The sequence below is a fragment of the Edaphobacter bradus genome (assembly GCF_025685645.1).
Taxonomy (GTDB): domain Bacteria; phylum Acidobacteriota; class Terriglobia; order Terriglobales; family Acidobacteriaceae; genus Edaphobacter; species Edaphobacter bradus.
Window position 1 is genome coordinate 928,312 of the sequence record NZ_JAGSYF010000001.1, and the last position, 16,679, is coordinate 944,990.

A 16,679-nucleotide genomic window follows, 5' to 3' on the forward strand; every position below is an offset into this window, starting at 1 on the left:
GTATATGCCCCGACCTCCCCGTGGTAACAGTAGTGCAAAAAGAGTCAGACTCGCTTATCTGGTAAGCCATCCGATCCAGTATCAGGCGCCGCTACTCCGGCGCATCGCGCAGGAACCGGACATTGATCTAACGGTCTTTTTCGGCTCGGACCTCTCCGTGCGCGGATACAAGGACGAGGGTTTCGGCGTTGACGTGAAGTGGGATGTCCCTCTGCTGGAGGGATACCGCCATGAATTCCTGCCGAAATTGAAGGACGGCGATAAGACCACAATCACCAGCCCGCTTAACTATGGAATCACGAGCCGTTTGCGTGGCATCAGAGGCGAGCCCCCCTTTGATGCACTCTGGGTGCACGGCTACTCCTCCATCAATGCGCTTCACGGCATGGTCGCAGCCAAGGCCCTGGGCATTCCGGTACTGCTTCGCGCGGAGTCATGGCTGAGAGATCGTGAGAGGTCAGGTACAAAACTGGGGGCAAAGCGCGCCTTTTTCAGGACACTCGGGTCCTTCGTGGATGCGGTGCTGCCTATCGGAACCTACAACGCAGAGTACTGGCGGTACTACTTCGGCCCGGACTTTCCATCGTTCCTGATGCCCTATGCGGTAGACAACCAATCTTTCCAGAAGCTAAGCCGCAATGCGGAAGCGGGACGCGGCGCCCTGCAAGCGGAGCTGAAGCTGGACCCGGCGCGTCCGGTGATTCTGTTCGCTTCCAAGCTGCAGAGCCGCAAGCACTGTGACGATCTACTGGAGGCCTACAAGAACCTCGCCTCAGCACCCGGCAAGGAGCCGCTCCCCTACCTGGTGATCGTCGGGGACGGAGAGGAGCGTGGGGAGTTGGAGCGGCGAACCGCAGAGAGCCATCTGACCGGAGTTCGCTTCTGCGGCTTCAGGAACCAGTCCGAACTACCACGATTCTTCGATCTGGCTACCGTGTTTGTGCTGCCGTCGCGCCATGAACCGTGGGGATTGATCGTGAACGAGGTGATGAACGCGGGTCGCGCAGTCATCGTCTCTGACGATGTAGGCTGCCACCCCGATCTGGTCCGGGACGGCATCGAGGGTTATGTCTTCCCTGCACGCGATGTGACCGCCCTTACTTCAGCGCTGCGCGGGGTGCTGGCGTCTCCCGAGACGGCGTCCTGCATGGGCCTGAACGCCCTGAAGCGCATTCAGACGTGGAACTTTGAGGAAGACGTCCGGGGATTGCGGCAGGCACTGGCGACGGTGACACGGAGGATCACAGCATGAAGAGTGCTGGTTGCACGTCGAATCAAACAGAACTGGTTGGTATGCTCAAGGACGGTCGCTGATGCGAATTCTTCACATCATTGGAACGCTGAACCCCGAGGCAGGCGGGCCAACCGAGTCTGTGAGAGTGCTGCTCAGCTATGGGCCGATCGGTTATACCGGCGAAGTGGTTACGCTGGACGACCCGACGGCTCCATATCTGCGACAAATTGGGTTTCGTGTTCACGCGTTGGGGCCAACCAGCACAAAATACGGCTTCAACTCGAAGCTCTTGCCATGGTTGAAGGAGAACCGCAGCCGCTTTGACGGTGTGGTGGTGAACGGCCTGTGGCAGTATTGCGGGTACGCAGCATGGCGCACTCTTTCAGGCAATACTCCCTATGTGGTCTTCACGCACGGCATGCTCGACCCATATTTCAAGCACACATTTCCGATGAAGCACATCAAGAAGTGGCTCTATTGGGCTCCGGTGGAATACCACGTCCTGCGGGACGCGTATCGCGTCCTGTTTACTTCCAAGGCAGAAAAGCGGCTGGCCGAGCAGAGCTTCTGGCTGCACCGCTGGAACCCTCATGTCGTGCCGTATGGTGCGAGCGGGCCTCCCGAGATCGATCCCGAGCAGATGAAACGTGCTTTTTTCGAGTGCTGCCCAAGCGTGAAAGGCAAGCGCTTCCTGCTCTATCTCGGCAGGATCCACCGCAAGAAGGGATGCGACATGCTGATCCAGGCCTTCGGGCAGGTCGCTCACGAAGACCCCAGCCTGGAGTTGGTGATGGCTGGACCGGATCAGCAACGCTGGAGCACGGAGCTGAAAGCGATTGCAGTAGAGTACGGCGTCAGCCACCGCATCCACTGGCCAGGCATGTTGACCGGAGAGTCAAAGTGGGGAGCCTTCTTTGCCTCCGAGGCCTTCATACTTCCATCGCACCAGGAGAACTTCGGAATTGCTGTGGCCGAAGCGCTGAGCTGCGGGGCTCCCGCTCTGCTGGCGGACAAGGTCAACATCGCCGAGGAGATCGCAGAGGAAGGCGCAGGACTGATGGAACTCGATACCCTGGATGGCACTCTGAACCTGTTGCGCCGGTGGATTGGCATGACCCCCGACGAACGGAAGGCAATGTCAAAGCGGGCGAGCGAGTGCTTCCACACAAAGTATGATATGCGGGAGAATGCAAAAGCGATCATTCGGCTCTTTGAGACGGCGACGACGCACCCAGCTGGCTCGTAAACTCTGAACGGAGGCGCAGTTCGACTCTATGTCCAGGCAGATTTACTACAACGCGGCGGAGCATATCTCTCCCACGACGGCGGAGGATCCATATCTGCGGCCTGCCTTCTCGCGCGGCAACCGGATACGCCGGCTGGTGTGGAATCTCTGCTGGATGTTGTTTTACCGATCATCGCCACGTCCGCTGCACGCGTGGCGAGCGTCGCTCCTCCGGCTTTTTGGCGCAACCATGGGCCCTAACTGCCACTTCTACCCGAAGTCGAAGGTATGGGCTCCGTGGAACCTAGTGTGTGCCGATCAGGTAACAGCTGGCGACGGAGTTGAGATATATAACCCCGCTCCGGTGCACCTGGGATCGCACGCTATCCTCTCGCAGGAGGCGTATATCTGCGGCGCGACCCATGACTACGACGACCCGGCGTTTCCATTGATTGCCTACGCCATGAGCTTCGGCGCCTATAGCTGGATATGCGCACGCGCCTCAGTCGCTCCAGGGGTCAACGTCGGTGAGGGCGCGGTTCTAGGCCTGGGGTCGGTCGCAACGCGCAATCTGGAACCGTGGACCGTCTACGCGGGAACTCCGGCAGTGAGGGTGAAGGAGCGACAGAGGACGGTTTGAGTGATTCTTTCCTCGAAATCCGGAAGTCTAACTGCGGAGCCGCGCGAGCAGATCGGTGGGATGGACAGGTTTGGCGAGAATCTCAAACTCGTGGCCCTGCTCCCTGGCCCGCTCCAGTAAATCAGCTGTAGCCGCCTGCCCCGAGAAGAGCAGGATCTTGCACTTGGGGAGACGGGAGCGAGTGATGATGGCGGCCTCAATCCCCGTCATACCAGTCATGATGACGTCGCTGATGAGCATGTCTGGCTGAAAGCTATCCAAGACCTCGACCGCCTTTTCACCGCTGAAGACCGCGCGCGCATCAAAGCCTGCCTGGTTGAGAATAATCGCCAGAGTATTGGCGATTACTTGTTCATCATCGGCGACAAGAACCTTGGGCTTAGACGCCGCGGTCGACGTTGTATCAGACATGCATTTCCCCGAAGATTTAGGCTATCTCTGTGAGAGTACATCGCACCGGTCGATCTATACGGCATTGCTCGCCAGCAATTCACAGTTCCACTGCAAAGTAATGATACGCTGACCGCAGAGCGGAAAGCAGCACAACTCAACACAAATTCAACAGATACAGTGAATCCTTCATCCATGCAGGCGTCTATGCAGCAAATCATCATCCGCGCCGAACAGGTTGAGAAGTACTACTCTCAGCCGAGTGAAAACCGCATCCAGGTAATCTCGCCGACGGACCTTTCGATCACCGAGGGCGAGATCGTAGCCCTGCTGGGGCCTTCAGGCTCGGGAAAATCGACGCTGATGCGCATGTTGACTGGCCTGTCGAGGCCCTCGGCGGGCCAGGTCTATTGGCACGAGCAACCGATTGCGACCGCCGATGTCAATGTCTCCATCGTCTTCCAGAGCTTTGCTCTCTTTCCGTGGCTCACGGTCTTTGAAAACGTGGAGGCTCCGCTCAAAGCCCGCGGCATGGAGCCGGGGGAGAGGCGCAAGCGAGCACTCAAGATTCTTGACACCGTTGGTCTGGACGGCTTCCAGGCAGCTTATCCTAAGGAGCTCTCCGGCGGCATGCGGCAGAGGGTGGGCTTTGCGCGTGCGCTGGTGGTTGAGCCTGAGGTCCTGTTCATGGATGAGCCCTTCTCCGCTCTCGATGTGCTGACAGCAGAAAATCTTCGCAGCGAACTGCTGGAGCTGTGGCAGAAGAAGACCATTCCGACGAAGGCCATCTTTATCGTGACGCACAATATTGAAGAGGCCGTGCTGCTGGCAGACCGGATCATTGTGCTGGGGCGCAATCCGGGGCACGTGCGGACGGACTTCAAGGTTGCACTGGCGCATCCGCGTGACCGCAAGAAGCCCGCCTTTACCCAACTGGTCGACTACATCTACAAGGTGCTGACGCAGCCGGATGCGCAGCCGCCAGCACTACCGCAGACGCCCGCAGGCAGACCCGTCCGCGACCAGCGTTCGATGCACTACCAGATGCTTCCGCACGCGCGGCCCGGCGGTATCGCCGGCCTGCTGGAGCTGCTGCTGGACCACAACGGCAAAGACGACATCTATCGGCTAGCCGATGACCTTGCGTTTGAGATCGACGACCTGCTCCCGATCGTGGATGCTGCGCAGCTACTGGGCTTCCTCAAGGTGACCGAGGGCGACGCTGCGATTACTCCGACCGGAACAGAGTATGCAAATTCGGAGATTCTGCGGCAGAAAGAGCTGTTCCGCAAGGCCGCGGTAGACAATGTCCTGCTGTTACGGCAGATCGTCAGGGCGATTGAGGCCAAGAGCGATCGCTCTGTTCCGGAGGAGTTCTTCCACGACATGCTGGATGAGCAGTTCAGTGAAGACGAGACGCTCCGGCAACTGGAGACGGCGATCAACTGGGGCCGCTATGCCGAGCTGTTTGACTTCGACGCCTCGCGGCGCAGATTCATCCAACCTGAGAAGCTGCACCCTGAGGCAGAACCCAGCCCTGTGGGAGAGATGGAAGCACGATGAATTTTCCTGACAGCTTCAGCAACATTCCCGGACGGGAGACCATGGCGCGGTCGCAGGTGCTGCGGCGAAGCTGGCCGGTGGTGCTCGACCTGTGTGTCGCGGGGATTGGGCTGGCCTGCTTCTACGGGGTGGTTCAGATCGCGAAGTACTGGTTCGGCCATCCCGTGCCTGAGATCACCATCTCGCTAAGTCCCCGGGCGCTGCCACGCTATGCGTTCTATTCCGTCGTGCGGATTGGGCTGGCGTACGTGCTGAGCTTGCTGTTTGCCGTCGCCTATGGATATATCGCGGCTTACAACAAGCGCATCGAAGCGTTGATGATCGCAGGACTCGACATCCTGCAATCGATCCCGGTGCTCAGCTTTCTTCCCGGGGTCATGCTGGCGATGGTGGCGCTATTCCCGACGCGGCAGATTGGCGTGGAGATGGGCGCGATTCTGCTGATCTTCACCGGTCAGGTTTGGAACATGGCCTTCAGCTTCTACTCCTCGCTGAAGAGCATTCCACGAGAGCTGATGGAGGCTTCGGGAATCTACAAATTTTCGCGATGGCAGCGGCTGGTGCAGCTCGAACTGCCCTATGCGGCAATCGGCCTGGTGTGGAACTCGATGGTGTCCGTCGCCGGAGGATGGTTCTTCCTGATGGCCTGCGAGATGTTCGTGCTGGGGACGAGGGACTTCCGGTTGCCGGGACTGGGCTCGTACCTGCAGACAGCCGCAGGCGTGGGAAACCTGACCGCCATCACCTGGGGTCTGGTGACGATGATCGCGATCATCGTCGCAACCGACCAGCTCATCTGGCGGCCTGTGATTGCATGGAGCGACAAGTTCAAGTTCGAGCAGGGTCAGAGCAGCACCCGGATCTCGTCGCCGCTGCTGCATCTGCTGCAACACTCGCGCGGACTGCGGACACTCAGACACCATACTGTGGACCCGCTCGGCGAAAGCATCAACCAGTTCTTCGCGGAGGGACGTAAGCAGCGGATCACGAAACAGATGGCACAGGCCGCCAACTCATCCAATGGGCGCGAAACCCGCTGGATGGGACTGCTGAGGTGGGCCATGCTGGTCGCCCTCAGTGCGTCAGTGCTCTATGCTGCTCTCCATGCCCTTACGCTTCTTCAGCAGGTGCACGGCCCTGAGTTCGCGGGGATCATGAAGGGCGCGCTGGCGACATTCCTGCGGGTCAACACAGCGTTGCTGCTCGCCTCGGTGTGGACGATTCCTGCAGGCGTGGCGATCGGATTTCATCCTCGGCTGGCGAGGATTGCGCAGCCACTGGCACAGATCGCGGCCTCGGTTCCGGCGACGGCGCTCTTCCCTGTCCTGCTTCTTGCGCTGGTTCAGATGGGAGGAGGACTGGGCATCGGTTCTATCGCACTGATGCTGCTGGGGACGCAGTGGTACATCCTGTTCAACGTCATCGCGGGAGCCATGGCGATCCCCACAGACCTGCGCGAGGTCGCGGAGATGTTTCGCTTCAGCACAGCGCAACGCTGGAAGACCGTGATTCTGCCGGGAATCTTTCCGTACCTGATTACGGGGCTGGTGACGGCCTCGGGCGGCGCATGGAATGCCAGCATCATCGCTGAGTACTTCCGCCTGAAGAACCAGACCCTGCAAACGGTTGGGCTCGGCGCGGTCATCAGTGCAGCAACCGACAGCGGGCAGTTCCAGATTCTTCTGCTGGCGACGATTGTCATGGCGATGATGGTAGTGACGATCAACCGGCTGGTGTGGCGGCCTCTCTACCGGCTGGCCGAGACGCGCTATAAGCTCGGCGACTGAGCCTCAGCGGGACGAGGGGCTCTTCGGCGCCGGATCTTCAAGCAGAGCGAAGACGATAGCCATCAGGGGCGGCGCGAAGAGGACTCCCCAGAACGGGACGAGGATGCCGAGCAGAATGGGGCCGAAGAAAGCTGCCCACCAGGGAACTCGGGTCTTGCGGTGCAGCACGTAGGGAGCTATGACGAGGCCCTCGAGAATGACGATCAGGCCGTAGAGGCCAAGGACGAGTCCCAGCCGCCACTCATCATGCCCGCTGACAGCGACTGAAAATACAGGGCCGATCAGCGCGATCATGCTGCCGAAGGTGGGAATGATCTGCAACATGCCTCCGAGGACCGCCCACATAGGAGCGAGTGGCACACGGATCAGTTCGAGGCCAATAAGCCACAGTACCCCGACGATCAGCGCGTCGAGCGTAGCGGCCCGCCACCAGTCGACAATCGCTTTGCCAGCGGTCTTGAGATGCGTCACGGGCTTGCCGCTTCCAGGGTCCATGCCAGCCTGCTTATGCTACCGCGCACCCGATGTGCTGAACTTGCTGGCCTAAGGATATTCCAGAACAACCGCCGCGCGTCTGTGCTGTACGTATCTGCGAGCGGCATAACGCACCCGCGTGGGTGATATCCTTAACCCATGAAATTCGGCGTACTGGTCTTTCCAGGCTCCAATTGCGATCACGATACCTATCATGTGATCGATGCGCTGGCGAAGCAGCCGGTTACGTTCCTGTGGCACGCGTCGGAAGAGCTTGAAGGCTGCGATGCAATCCTCGTTCCCGGCGGCTTTGCCTACGGGGACTACCTCCGGACGGGAGCAATTGCGAAGTTTGCACCAGTCATGCAGTCAGTTGCGAAGTTCGCAAAGAATGGCGGCCTGGTGCTCGGAATCTGTAACGGCTTCCAGATTCTGTGCGAGGCAGGGCTGTTGCCGGGAGCGCTGATGCGCAACGCCGGTCAACACTACATCTGCAAACAGGTTCATCTGCGCACGGAGACAACAGACTCTCCCTTCACACATGCCCTCACAAAGGGCCAGGTACTGCAGATGCCGATCGGACACATGGAAGGCAATTACTTCTGTGACCAGGAGACGCTCGCAAAGCTGAAATCCAAGGATCGCATCGTCTTCCGGTATGCCACTTCTGCCGGCGAGATAACCGCCTCCGCCAATCCGAACGGATCGCTTGAGAACATCGCCGGTGTGCTCAACGAGGGACGCAATGTACTTGGGATGATGCCGCATCCGGACCGCTCGAGCGAGGCCCTTCTTGGTTCAGCCGACGGATTTCTGCTCTTCAAAGCGATGGCAGATTCGCTGGCCGCAGCCCCATAGACGACGGAATGATTGATATTCACCACCATCTTCTGTGGGGGCTGGATGATGGCGCCGCCACTCTTGAGACCTCGCTGGCCATGGCGCGGATGGCCGCTGCCGATGGCATTACGCATGTCGTCTGCTCGCCCCACTCGAATGGACAGTATGTGTATCAACCAGCGGTTATCGACAAGAAGATTGCAGAGTTGCAGCATCAGATCAATCAGGAAGGATTGAATCTGAAGCTGGGCCGAGGATGCGACTTCCACCTCTCGTATGACAACATCCAGGAGGCGAAGGCCGACCCCGCACGGTTCAGCATCAACGGGCTGGGCTACCTCCTAGCCGAGATTCCGGACTACGGGCTTTCGCCCTCGTTGACCGAGGTCTTCTATCAGTTGCAGATTGACGGACTGTCGCCGATCCTGACCCACCCTGAGCGGAACGCGACACTGCAGGAAGACGCCTCGCGACTGGTGGATTGGCTGCGCGGCGGCGTCCTAATCCAGATCACTGCGGGTTCGGTCATGGGCCGCATGGGCAAGAAAGCCGAGAGGATGGCGCACGAACTGCTCGCGAAACGCTGGGTGCACTTCCTGGCGACAGATGCCCACAACATAACGTCGCGGCCGCCGAAGATGCGAGAGGTCTTTGAGCTTGTCGCGCAGCAGTACGGGCCGGACTACGCACATCTGCTCTGTGTGTCGAATCCGCTGGCGGCCTTTCTCGGAAAGCCCCTGCCGGGTCAGCTTGAGCCCTTGGGGCTTTACGACGACATGAAGCCGAAGCGATGGTGGCAGCGGCTGACCTGGGGATAACGCTCTTCTTCTTTAGAGCCCAAGGCCGCCATCTACAGTGAGAAGCTGCCCTGTGATGAAGGCGGGAGCAGTAGCGAAGAACACTGCCGCCGCTGCGACATCGTCCGCGGTTCCGTTGCGCTTCATCGGAGTCCTCTCCGCATAGTGGCGGTAGGCTTCTTCGATCTCATCCTGCACAATCATGCCCGGGGCGATGCAGTTGACGCTGATCTCGGGAGCCCATGCCTTGGCCATCGTCTGCGACAGCATGTGCAGCGCAGCCTTCGAGGTGCAGTAGTGGGCGTGCGTAACCCAGGGGTGGGAGCCGCCAAGTGAGCCGATGTTGATGATCCGTCCGGATGCAGCTCGAAGGTACGGGTAGGCAGCACGGGCAACAAGGAATGGAGCACGCGTGTTCGTGGCGAACATGGCGTCCCACTGTTCCACTGTAATCTGCTCGAGCGCCGCAGACTCGAAGACGCCGGCGTTGTTGACCAGAATATCGAGCCGGCCCATCTCCTCGACAACAGCAGCGACCGACTGCTCAATTGACTGGGAGTCGCGGAGATCGCAGCGAACAGCGAAGGCGTCTACGTCGTTGGCGGCAAGATCGCGAACGGTCTGCTCAGCCTCCGCCTGCGAGCCCAGATAGGTGATGGCTACATCGGCGCCGTTGGCGGCGAGAGCAAGTGCGATGGAGCGGCCAATGCGTTTCGCCGCTCCTGTGACAAGCGCGGTCTTCCCTGCCAGAGCTCTCGTCATCGGCGCGCTACTGCTGCGGCGCGGCCGGCGCTGACGTGCTGTTTGTGGAGGAAGAAGGCTTGGCGGAAGATTTTGTGGTGACGGCTGGAGCTACAGGGTGATTAGGCTCCTGGATGCCTGCCTTGCGTGTCGAAGCCTTACCGGAATTGTCCTCGTACGAGGAGACCTGCTCCTGCGGACGAAGCAGGGCGACCGCGATCTCACGGCTGGGCTCGTCGACCTGAAAGTCCTGTCCAAACGTGGCAAAACCATTCGCGAGGACCTGGACCCGAACCCGGCTTCCTGTCGGGATGATGTCGACGGCGGCCTTGCCCTCCGGGTCGGTCTTCACCTCAAGGCTGCCGAGGTCCTTTCCGTCCTTGTCATAGGGGTTAAAGATGACGGAAGCGTTCATGATGGGCTTGCCGTTGAACTTCTTCGTGACAAGAACCTCGATGTGCGAGGTGGCCGGTGGCGGCTTGTACTTCCGGCCGTGGCGCACAGGGGAATCCTGAGCAAGCAGACTGGAGGAAGCAAGGACCGCTGGGAGGAAGACGAGCAGGAGAAGTATGGAACGGCAGGACTTCATGGTAGCCACTATTTTACCTCCACACGCAGGCTCAGGGGTTCGTGCTAAGTGATTGATCCGCCGTTCCAAAAGGGCACGAGATGGCACACCGCAAAACCTGCGTCATGTTCACTCAGATTTCACGTCCCATCAGTTGACATCCCGGCATCCGCTGGCCTATCGTTAGCAATCGGAAGGCTTGAGTGCTAATCGCCTCCGAGATTGCCTCACCGGGATCCCGTTGGAGCACCTCAGGCCAGATCCACCCAACTCACCCAGCCACTCGCCGGACTCATTCGGTCAGTGAAGCTGCGTGAGAAAACGCGGACGAATCACGTTCGTCCGCCAACTAATCGCATCAAGGAGAAGGAAACAATGGCGAAGACATCGTTTACACCGCTTCACGACCGCATTCTGGTTCAGCGCGTCGAGGAGGGCGAGAGCGTCCGTGGCGGCATCATCATTCCCGACTCGGCGAAGGAGAAGCCGCAGCAGGGCAAAGTGATCTCGGTCGGTAAGGGGAAGTCTAACGACGAGGGCAAGGTGTTCCCTCTCGACGTCAAGGCTGGTGACAACATTCTCTTCGGCAAGTACTCCGGCACAGAGATCAAGCTCGACGGCGAGGAGTACCTGATCATGCGCGAGGAAGAGGTCCTCGGCGTTCTCAAGTAAGCAGTAAGCATTGCATGCAGCAGACGCGGCTGGGATGCCTGCTGCGGCACGACACAGATTTCAGACTGACCTAACTCTGATCGGCCAAGGCCGACAACAACAGGAGTAAACGAGATGGCAAAGCAGATTCTGCATGGAGAAGATTCGCGTCAGGCGATTTTGCGTGGAGTGAACACGCTGGCCGACGCTGTGAAGGTGACGCTCGGTCCCAAAGGCCGCAACGTCGTTATCGAGAAGAAGTTTGGCTCGCCCACGATCACCAAGGACGGCGTGACTGTAGCCAAGGAGATCGAGCTGGGCAATGGCCTCGAGAACATGGGCGCGCAGATGGTGAAGGAAGTCGCATCGAAGACCTCCGACGTGGCCGGCGACGGCACCACCACCGCAACCGTGCTTGCACAGGCGATCTACCGCGAGGGCGTCAAGACCGTTGCCGCCGGCGCGAACCCGATGGCGCTGAAGCGCGGCATCGACAAGGCCGTTGAGGCAATCATTGGCAAGCGTGACGAGAACGGCGCTTCCGTTGGCGGCGCTCTGAGCAAGCTGTCGAAGCCGGTCTCGGGCGACATGATTGCTCAGGTGGGAACCATCTCAGCCAACGCGGACGCGCAGATCGGCACCATCATCGCCGAAGCGATGAAGAAGGTCGGCAAGGATGGCGTCATCACCGTTGAAGAGTCCCGCACGATGGAGACGCAGCTCGAGGTCGTCGAAGGTATGCAGTTCGACCGCGGCTATCTCTCGCCCTACTTCGTAACCGACGCGGAGCGCATGGAAGCTGCTCTCGAGAACCCCTACATCCTGATCTACGAGAAGAAGATTTCGTCGATGAAGGACCTGCTGCCGCTGCTCGAGTCGATCGCCCGCACCGCGAAGCCACTCATCATCATCGCTGAGGACGTGGACGGCGAGGCTCTGGCGACGCTCGTGGTCAACAAGCTGCGCGGGACGTTGAATGTTGCTGCGGTCAAGGCCCCTGGCTTCGGCGACCGCCGCAAGGCGATGCTGCAGGACATCGCGATCCTGACCGGCGGCAAGGCGATCACTGAGGACCTCGGCATAAAGCTCGAGGGCGTCAAGATCGAGGACCTGGGCACCGCGAAGCGCGTGACGATCGACAAGGACAACACGACCATCGTCGACGGTGGCGGCAAGGACTCCGAGATCGAGGGCCGCGTGAAGGAGATTCGCGCCCAGGTCGAGAAGACCACCTCCGACTACGACCGCGAGAAGCTGCAGGAGCGGCTTGCCAAGCTGGTTGGCGGCGTCGCCGTCATCAAGGTCGGCGCTGCGACTGAGACCGAGATGAAGGAGAAGAAGGCCCGCGTTGAGGACGCTATGCACGCGACCCGCGCTGCGGTTGAGGAAGGCATCGTTCCGGGCGGTGGCGTTGCGCTGGTTCGCACGGCTACTGCTGTAGATGACGTGCTCAAGAGCCTCGATGGCGACGAGAAGATCGGTGCATCGATCATCCGCCGCGCACTCGAGGAGCCGCTGCGCATGATCGTCTTGAACACAGGCGCGGAGGGCGCGGTTGTGATCGGCAAGATCCTTGAATCGAAGGAGGCCAACTTCGGCTACAACGCCGCAACTGGCGTCTACGAGGACCTGGTGAAGGCCGGCGTTATCGACCCGACCAAGGTTACGCGCACGGCGCTGCAGAACGCGGCTTCGATCGCTGGCCTGATGCTGACCACCGAGGCCATGATCTCGGAGATTCCTGAGAAGAAGGAAGCTCCGGCTGGCGGGCACAACCACGGCGGAATGGACGGCATGTACTAAGCCGCTCCTTTCTCCAGTAGCACAGAACCCCGGAGCGATCCGGGGTTCTGCTTTTAATCACTACTCAGAGAGGACAGTGTTTCCGGGCCGGACCTGTTCAGGGGCGCGGACCTTGGTGCCACTCAACTTTGTTGAAACCTTGATGGGCACGAGTTCCTTGTTGCCGGGAGCCGGAAAGGTGGCGATCCAGGTTTCGGCGATGGCTTTGCGGAACTCGTTGAGGAAGGGTGCCATGGAGACGGGGTTTCCCAAGCCCTCAAAGTAGGCCTGGCCGCCGGTGCCCTCGGCTACCAGCGAGAGGTAGCTCTGGCCGCTGAAGCTTCCTCGCTGGCCACGGAAGCCGGCGTCGGCATAGTAGATGGAGTAGACGGCGATGCCGGCGCGCTGAGCGTCAGTGATGGCTGCGTCGACGTAGGGGCTGTTCTGGTTGGTGATGCTAGTGCTGCCGTTGTACGGATCGACTCCGTTGGTGATCATCATGACGAAGCGTGCTTTGTGTCCTTCGCCCGCCGCAGGTGCAGGCCACCTTTTGGCGAAGTCGGAGAGGCAGAAGTAGGGGCTAGCGCTTATGCCTGGTGAACCGAGGGGGACGCGCAGGCTGTTGGCTGCGGCGGCGTAGTCGGTGGTGAACTCCTGTGCGGGCTGGACACGGCCGTTCTCCATGTAGCCGATGAATATCTCGGTTCCGGGCGGCAGTGAGGTGATGAAGGTTTTCAGGTCGCCGAGATTGCGGCCTACGGACTCGCGGAGACCGTCGTCGATAAGGAGCGCGATCTGGGCTCCGTTGGGAGAAATTGGGACGACGGAGGAGATCTGCGCGTCGTGGTTGTTGACCTTGATACTGAGGTTCTGTGTTGTAGGCGTCTGAGGCGTCTTCGAGTCGAGCGAGATCAGGGTCTGGGTTGGAGTCGGCCCCTCCCGCTGCGCGGAGAGATCCGGAGCGGCGAGGAGGAGGGTTGCAAGCAAATATCGGGTCATTCTCACTTCCTTTCAGTTTGTTAGACGCTTGATCCAGCGCGGCGATCCCTGGCCCCCTCCCCCCTACTTATTTGTGCAAAGTCTTCAAACCAATAAGCTTGGGCTCGGACTTCTGGTCCAATGGCTCTGATTATTCGTCAAGGTATTAAAAATAAATGGCTTAGAAAGACGAAGGCCCCGGATTGTCCCGAGGCCTTCGCTCTCTCTTTCTCTCTTTCTATCTATTTTAGCAACTTGGCGTAACTGGTCTGCCATCTCTATTTTATTTGTTTTCAATGAGATAGGCCGCTTCAGGACTTGACACGCTCGTTTGCTGGAGCATTGCTGAATTGATCTCTATAAGTGATTGTAATTGTGTGGGTTAGTGTGGCGTCACGGCAGGCGCTCGAGCAGCCCGACGGCAGAAAAGCAGATCCCGTTCGGGGATGACAACGAGAAAGGCAACGACAACGAAGCTTCCTGCTGGTGCCCACGTCCCAGAAGCAGGACGTGGGCACCAGCAGGTTTCCGCGGTTAGTAACCTCCCAGCCTTGCCTTGATACCTGCTCGGAAGGTGAATGGCAGGCCTGGGTAGCCGATGGGACCAATATGCTGCTGGGAGAGGAGATTGCCCAGTTCGGCGAAGGCGGTGATGTGTTTGGTTGCGTTGTAGGTTCCGTAAGCGTCGAGCTTGGCGTAGCCGAAGTCGAGGTTACGGTTGGGCAGCAGCAGCGTGTTGTCACTATTGATGTCGGAGTAGGAGAGGAAGGTGGAGTCGTCGGAGCGGCTGGAGAAGGCTCCCTTGAGGGCCGCACTCCACTTTGTGACGGTGTAGCTGGCGGTGAAGAAGCCAGTCTGCGGGGGACGGCGGAAGGGCCTCTGGCCGACGAGGGGATAGGACGAGCCGATGGGGATGCCGGGGAGGTTTGGGTTCTCGGCCAGCGTACCGTTGTAGGCGGCGTCGGTGGAGAAGGACTGTTCGACCAGCGAGGTAAGGTAGGTGTAGCCGCCGCGTAAGAGGATGTGGCTGGTGGGCTGGAACTGGAGTTCGCCCTCGAAGCCCTGGGCGCGATAGGCGAGGGTGTTGAGCTCGGCTCCGTAGAGCTTGGCGGCGCTGGTGTCGATTCTGAAGACCTTCAGCAGCGTGCCGGAGTCGATGAAGTCGATCTGGTGATTGAACTGGTTGTGGAAGTAGCCGGCTTTGAGAATGAGCTTCTGGTTGAGGATGTTCTGGTCGATGCCAACGTCGAAGGTGCGGGAGCGGAGGAATTGGATGGGCCTGACGTTGTAGGCGGCAATAAGAGCGGAACCGCCTTGTGTATTGAGGAGCTGCTGGTAGAGCGAGGTGAACTGGATGGAGAGCGAGGGCTCCTGCACGCCGGTAGCAGCGTTGGCGCGGAGCTTTGTGCCATGCAGGAGGCGCGGGCCGGGGCGCACGGGAACCCAGGCGAGGCCGAAGCGCGGAGTGCCTGCTGTGCCGTAGAGGTTGTTGCGCTCGATGGCTCCGCCAAGCGAGTAGAAGAGGCGGTTCTTGATGTCGCCCTGAAACTGGAGGGTGTACTCGAAGTTGGTGCGCTGGATCTTGTCGAACTCGAAGAAGCCGGGGTCGTTGAAGGAGCCGCGCTCGTCCTCATAACGGAAACCGAGCAGCGCGATGAAGTGCGGCGAGAAGGTGTAGTCGGACTGGAAGTAGAGCTCGTCGCGGTTGGACGCCTGATCGTCGCTCTGAGCCTGAGGATAGGTGTCTCTGCTGCCGTAGTTGATCGCAGCCCGGCCGGTGGCCGAGTAGCCGTTGGCTCCGCGGATGGTGACCGTATTGCCAAACCAGGTGGTGAATCCGAACGCAGTGATGGGCTCGCCTACGGGGTAGAACTGGGTGAGTTGCTCGCGCTTGCGGGCGATGCCGTAGCGGACGAGATTGTGCCACTTGTTGTGGCGATTTTCGAGAGTGGCCCCGGAGTAGGTGTCCTGATCGCCCTGTTTACCGGCGGCGGAGATGCCGAAGAAGTCGTGAGCGCTGGGGACACCGGTGGCGGAGTCGGCGTTGCGGATGGTGAAGCGGAGCTGCGTGTTGCCGGTGAAGTTGTAGCCGATGTTCGCGGCTGCGGTGCCGGAGTGGTACTTGTCCAGCGGGAGCGCGTTGGAGGTGTCGAAGCGGGAGAAGGCGGCGTAGTAGTCGAGACGGCTATGCGCGCCGGAGAGGGCGACTTCGTTGCGGTAGGTGGAGAAGTTTCCGGCGTCGCCGGAGTAGTTAACGACAGGGCGGAGAGAGCTTCCGCGGGGCGTCGCGAGGTTGACGACGGAGGCTCCGGCGTCGGAGCCGTAGAGAACGGAGTCCGGGCCGCGGTATATCTCGATGTCGCTAAGCGCGGTGGAGGAGACGGTGCCAAAATCGAAGCGACCGCCAACATCCTCCGAGGTGATGCCGTCGACGAGGACCTTGTTGGCGTCTGAGTTTCCACCACGGACAAAGAGAGAGGCGACCCCGCCGTACTGGCCGCTCTGAACGGCAACCTGGCCGGGAGACTGGCGAAGATCGTCGACGATGCCGACGCGGGTGGCGAGATCGGCCGAAGGGATGAGACTGATGGCGCTGCTCGCCTGCTGGAGCGGCGTGGGGATTCCAGTGGCCGTGACCGTGACCCGCGCGGTGACGGTAGCAATCTCAAGAGTGACCCTCCGGGTGACGATGTCGGTGCGTCCACCGTAGAAGTCCTGGCCGATGCCTAGCGCGAAGCCGGCGGCAGAGGTGAGGAGAACGAAGCGTCCGGAGGCGGTGCTGCGGATCTCGAAGGAGCCATCAGGGCCGGTCACAGCGGAGGCAGCGACTGTGGTTCCCGCAATGAGTTGAACGCGTGCTGCAGGGATGACGGCGCCCAGCGGATCAGAGACGGTGCCGCGCACGACAACGGCCTTGGCTGGAATGGCAGCGATGAGAAGTGTGAGCGCAAGAAGGCTCTTTAGACGTGAAGGCACGGCCGCAATGCGGCACATGGTCGTAGGCATCGA

The 16,679-nt window shown here is 60.1% G+C and carries 15 protein-coding genes; 9 read left to right on the forward strand and 6 right to left on the reverse strand.

All coding sequences use genetic code 11. The features are described 5' to 3' along the window. The first annotated feature begins 4 nt into the window (after window positions 1-4). The 3 genes from OHL16_RS03890 (at window position 5) to OHL16_RS03900 (ending at window position 3,099) form a co-directional block, all read left to right on the forward strand. Complete coding sequence (locus OHL16_RS03890) at window positions 5-1,252, forward strand: glycosyltransferase family 4 protein (RefSeq protein WP_263365751.1); 1,248 nt, start codon at window positions 5-7, stop codon at window positions 1,250-1,252. A 61-nt stretch (window positions 1,253-1,313) separates the two neighbouring features. Then, window positions 1,314-2,480, forward strand: a complete 1,167-nt coding sequence (locus OHL16_RS03895) for a glycosyltransferase (RefSeq protein WP_263365752.1) — start codon at window positions 1,314-1,316, stop codon at window positions 2,478-2,480. Between the two features lie 28 nt (window positions 2,481-2,508). Continuing rightward, entirely contained in the window at window positions 2,509-3,099 is a 591-nt protein-coding gene (locus OHL16_RS03900) for an LbetaH domain-containing protein (RefSeq protein WP_263365753.1), read from the forward strand. A gap of 27 nt (window positions 3,100-3,126) precedes the next feature. Here the strand turns inward: OHL16_RS03900 and OHL16_RS03905 are convergent, their stop codons facing one another. After that, on the reverse strand, window positions 3,127-3,510 hold the full coding sequence (locus OHL16_RS03905; protein ID WP_263365754.1) for a response regulator: 384 nt from the start codon (window positions 3,508-3,510) through the stop codon (window positions 3,127-3,129). A 186-nt stretch (window positions 3,511-3,696) separates the two neighbouring features. On the opposite strand from OHL16_RS03905, the gene OHL16_RS03910 reads away from it, so the two are divergent. Both OHL16_RS03910 and OHL16_RS03915 read left to right on the forward strand, forming a co-directional pair. Next, a complete protein-coding gene (locus tag OHL16_RS03910; RefSeq protein ID WP_263365755.1) occupies window positions 3,697-5,052 on the forward strand; it encodes an ABC transporter ATP-binding protein in 1,356 nt (451 codons plus the stop codon). Further along, window positions 5,049-6,839, forward strand: a complete 1,791-nt coding sequence (locus OHL16_RS03915) for an ABC transporter permease (protein ID WP_263365756.1) — start codon at window positions 5,049-5,051, stop codon at window positions 6,837-6,839. Before OHL16_RS03910 ends, OHL16_RS03915 begins: the two co-directional genes overlap by 4 nt. Window positions 6,840-6,842: 3 nt before the next feature. Here OHL16_RS03915 and OHL16_RS03920 read toward each other — a convergent pair whose 3' ends face one another. Then, window positions 6,843-7,334: an AI-2E family transporter gene (locus OHL16_RS03920; RefSeq protein ID WP_263365757.1), complete on the reverse strand. Its 492-nt coding sequence runs from the start codon at window positions 7,332-7,334 to the stop codon at window positions 6,843-6,845. Between the two features lie 138 nt (window positions 7,335-7,472). Between OHL16_RS03920 and purQ the strand changes: the two genes are divergently transcribed. Then, entirely contained in the window at window positions 7,473-8,171 is a 699-nt protein-coding gene (gene purQ / locus OHL16_RS03925; RefSeq protein WP_263365758.1) for a phosphoribosylformylglycinamidine synthase subunit PurQ, read from the forward strand. Between the two features lie 8 nt (window positions 8,172-8,179). After that, a complete protein-coding gene (locus OHL16_RS03930; protein ID WP_263365759.1) occupies window positions 8,180-8,971 on the forward strand; it encodes a tyrosine-protein phosphatase in 792 nt (263 codons plus the stop codon). Window positions 8,972-8,983: 12 nt separating this feature from the next. Here the strand turns inward: OHL16_RS03930 and OHL16_RS03935 are convergent, their stop codons facing one another. Further along, complete coding sequence (locus tag OHL16_RS03935; RefSeq protein WP_263365760.1) at window positions 8,984-9,712, reverse strand: SDR family NAD(P)-dependent oxidoreductase; 729 nt, start codon at window positions 9,710-9,712, stop codon at window positions 8,984-8,986. Between the two features lie 7 nt (window positions 9,713-9,719). Continuing rightward, the gene (locus OHL16_RS03940) at window positions 9,720-10,289 is read right to left on the reverse strand and encodes a hypothetical protein (protein WP_263365761.1); all 570 of its coding nucleotides are present in this window, start codon (window positions 10,287-10,289) and stop codon (window positions 9,720-9,722) included. A 345-nt stretch (window positions 10,290-10,634) separates the two neighbouring features. Between OHL16_RS03940 and OHL16_RS03945 the strand changes: the two genes are divergently transcribed. Both OHL16_RS03945 and groL read left to right on the forward strand, forming a co-directional pair. Next, window positions 10,635-10,931 (forward strand): co-chaperone GroES, encoded by a 297-nt coding sequence (locus OHL16_RS03945; protein ID WP_263365762.1) that lies wholly within the window; start codon window positions 10,635-10,637, stop codon window positions 10,929-10,931. A 114-nt stretch (window positions 10,932-11,045) separates the two neighbouring features. Beyond that, on the forward strand, window positions 11,046-12,713 hold the full coding sequence (gene groL / locus OHL16_RS03950; RefSeq protein ID WP_263365763.1) for a chaperonin GroEL: 1,668 nt from the start codon (window positions 11,046-11,048) through the stop codon (window positions 12,711-12,713). Between the two features lie 60 nt (window positions 12,714-12,773). On the opposite strand, the gene OHL16_RS03955 is transcribed toward groL, so the two are convergent. After that, window positions 12,774-13,691: a vWA domain-containing protein gene (locus tag OHL16_RS03955; RefSeq protein ID WP_263365764.1), complete on the reverse strand. Its 918-nt coding sequence runs from the start codon at window positions 13,689-13,691 to the stop codon at window positions 12,774-12,776. A gap of 513 nt (window positions 13,692-14,204) precedes the next feature. Then, window positions 14,205-16,676: a TonB-dependent receptor gene (locus OHL16_RS03960; RefSeq protein ID WP_263365765.1), complete on the reverse strand. Its 2,472-nt coding sequence runs from the start codon at window positions 16,674-16,676 to the stop codon at window positions 14,205-14,207. Between the last annotated feature and the right edge of the window lie 3 nt (window positions 16,677-16,679).

What these genes read in the sequence shown, in the direction of transcription:
- OHL16_RS03945 (WP_263365762.1), top strand. Translation starts at nt 10,635, where the DNA reads ATGGCGAAGACATCGTTTACACCGCTTCACGACCGCATTCTGGTTCAG.
- OHL16_RS03905 (WP_263365754.1), bottom strand. Translation starts at nt 3,510, where the DNA reads ATGTCTGATACAACGTCGACCGCGGCGTCTAAGCCCAAGGTTCTTGTC.
- OHL16_RS03920 (WP_263365757.1), bottom strand. Translation starts at nt 7,334, where the DNA reads ATGGACCCTGGAAGCGGCAAGCCCGTGACGCATCTCAAGACCGCTGGC.
- OHL16_RS03895 (WP_263365752.1), top strand. Translation starts at nt 1,314, where the DNA reads ATGCGAATTCTTCACATCATTGGAACGCTGAACCCCGAGGCAGGCGGG.
- groL (WP_263365763.1), top strand. Translation starts at nt 11,046, where the DNA reads ATGGCAAAGCAGATTCTGCATGGAGAAGATTCGCGTCAGGCGATTTTG.
- OHL16_RS03955 (WP_263365764.1), bottom strand. Translation starts at nt 13,691, where the DNA reads ATGACCCGATATTTGCTTGCAACCCTCCTCCTCGCCGCTCCGGATCTC.
- OHL16_RS03930 (WP_263365759.1), top strand. Translation starts at nt 8,180, where the DNA reads ATGATTGATATTCACCACCATCTTCTGTGGGGGCTGGATGATGGCGCC.
- purQ (WP_263365758.1), top strand. Translation starts at nt 7,473, where the DNA reads ATGAAATTCGGCGTACTGGTCTTTCCAGGCTCCAATTGCGATCACGAT.
- OHL16_RS03915 (WP_263365756.1), top strand. Translation starts at nt 5,049, where the DNA reads ATGAATTTTCCTGACAGCTTCAGCAACATTCCCGGACGGGAGACCATG.
- OHL16_RS03910 (WP_263365755.1), top strand. Translation starts at nt 3,697, where the DNA reads ATGCAGCAAATCATCATCCGCGCCGAACAGGTTGAGAAGTACTACTCT.
- OHL16_RS03960 (WP_263365765.1), bottom strand. Translation starts at nt 16,676, where the DNA reads ATGCCTACGACCATGTGCCGCATTGCGGCCGTGCCTTCACGTCTAAAG.
- OHL16_RS03890 (WP_263365751.1), top strand. Translation starts at nt 5, where the DNA reads ATGCCCCGACCTCCCCGTGGTAACAGTAGTGCAAAAAGAGTCAGACTC.
- OHL16_RS03900 (WP_263365753.1), top strand. Translation starts at nt 2,509, where the DNA reads ATGTCCAGGCAGATTTACTACAACGCGGCGGAGCATATCTCTCCCACG.
- OHL16_RS03935 (WP_263365760.1), bottom strand. Translation starts at nt 9,712, where the DNA reads ATGACGAGAGCTCTGGCAGGGAAGACCGCGCTTGTCACAGGAGCGGCG.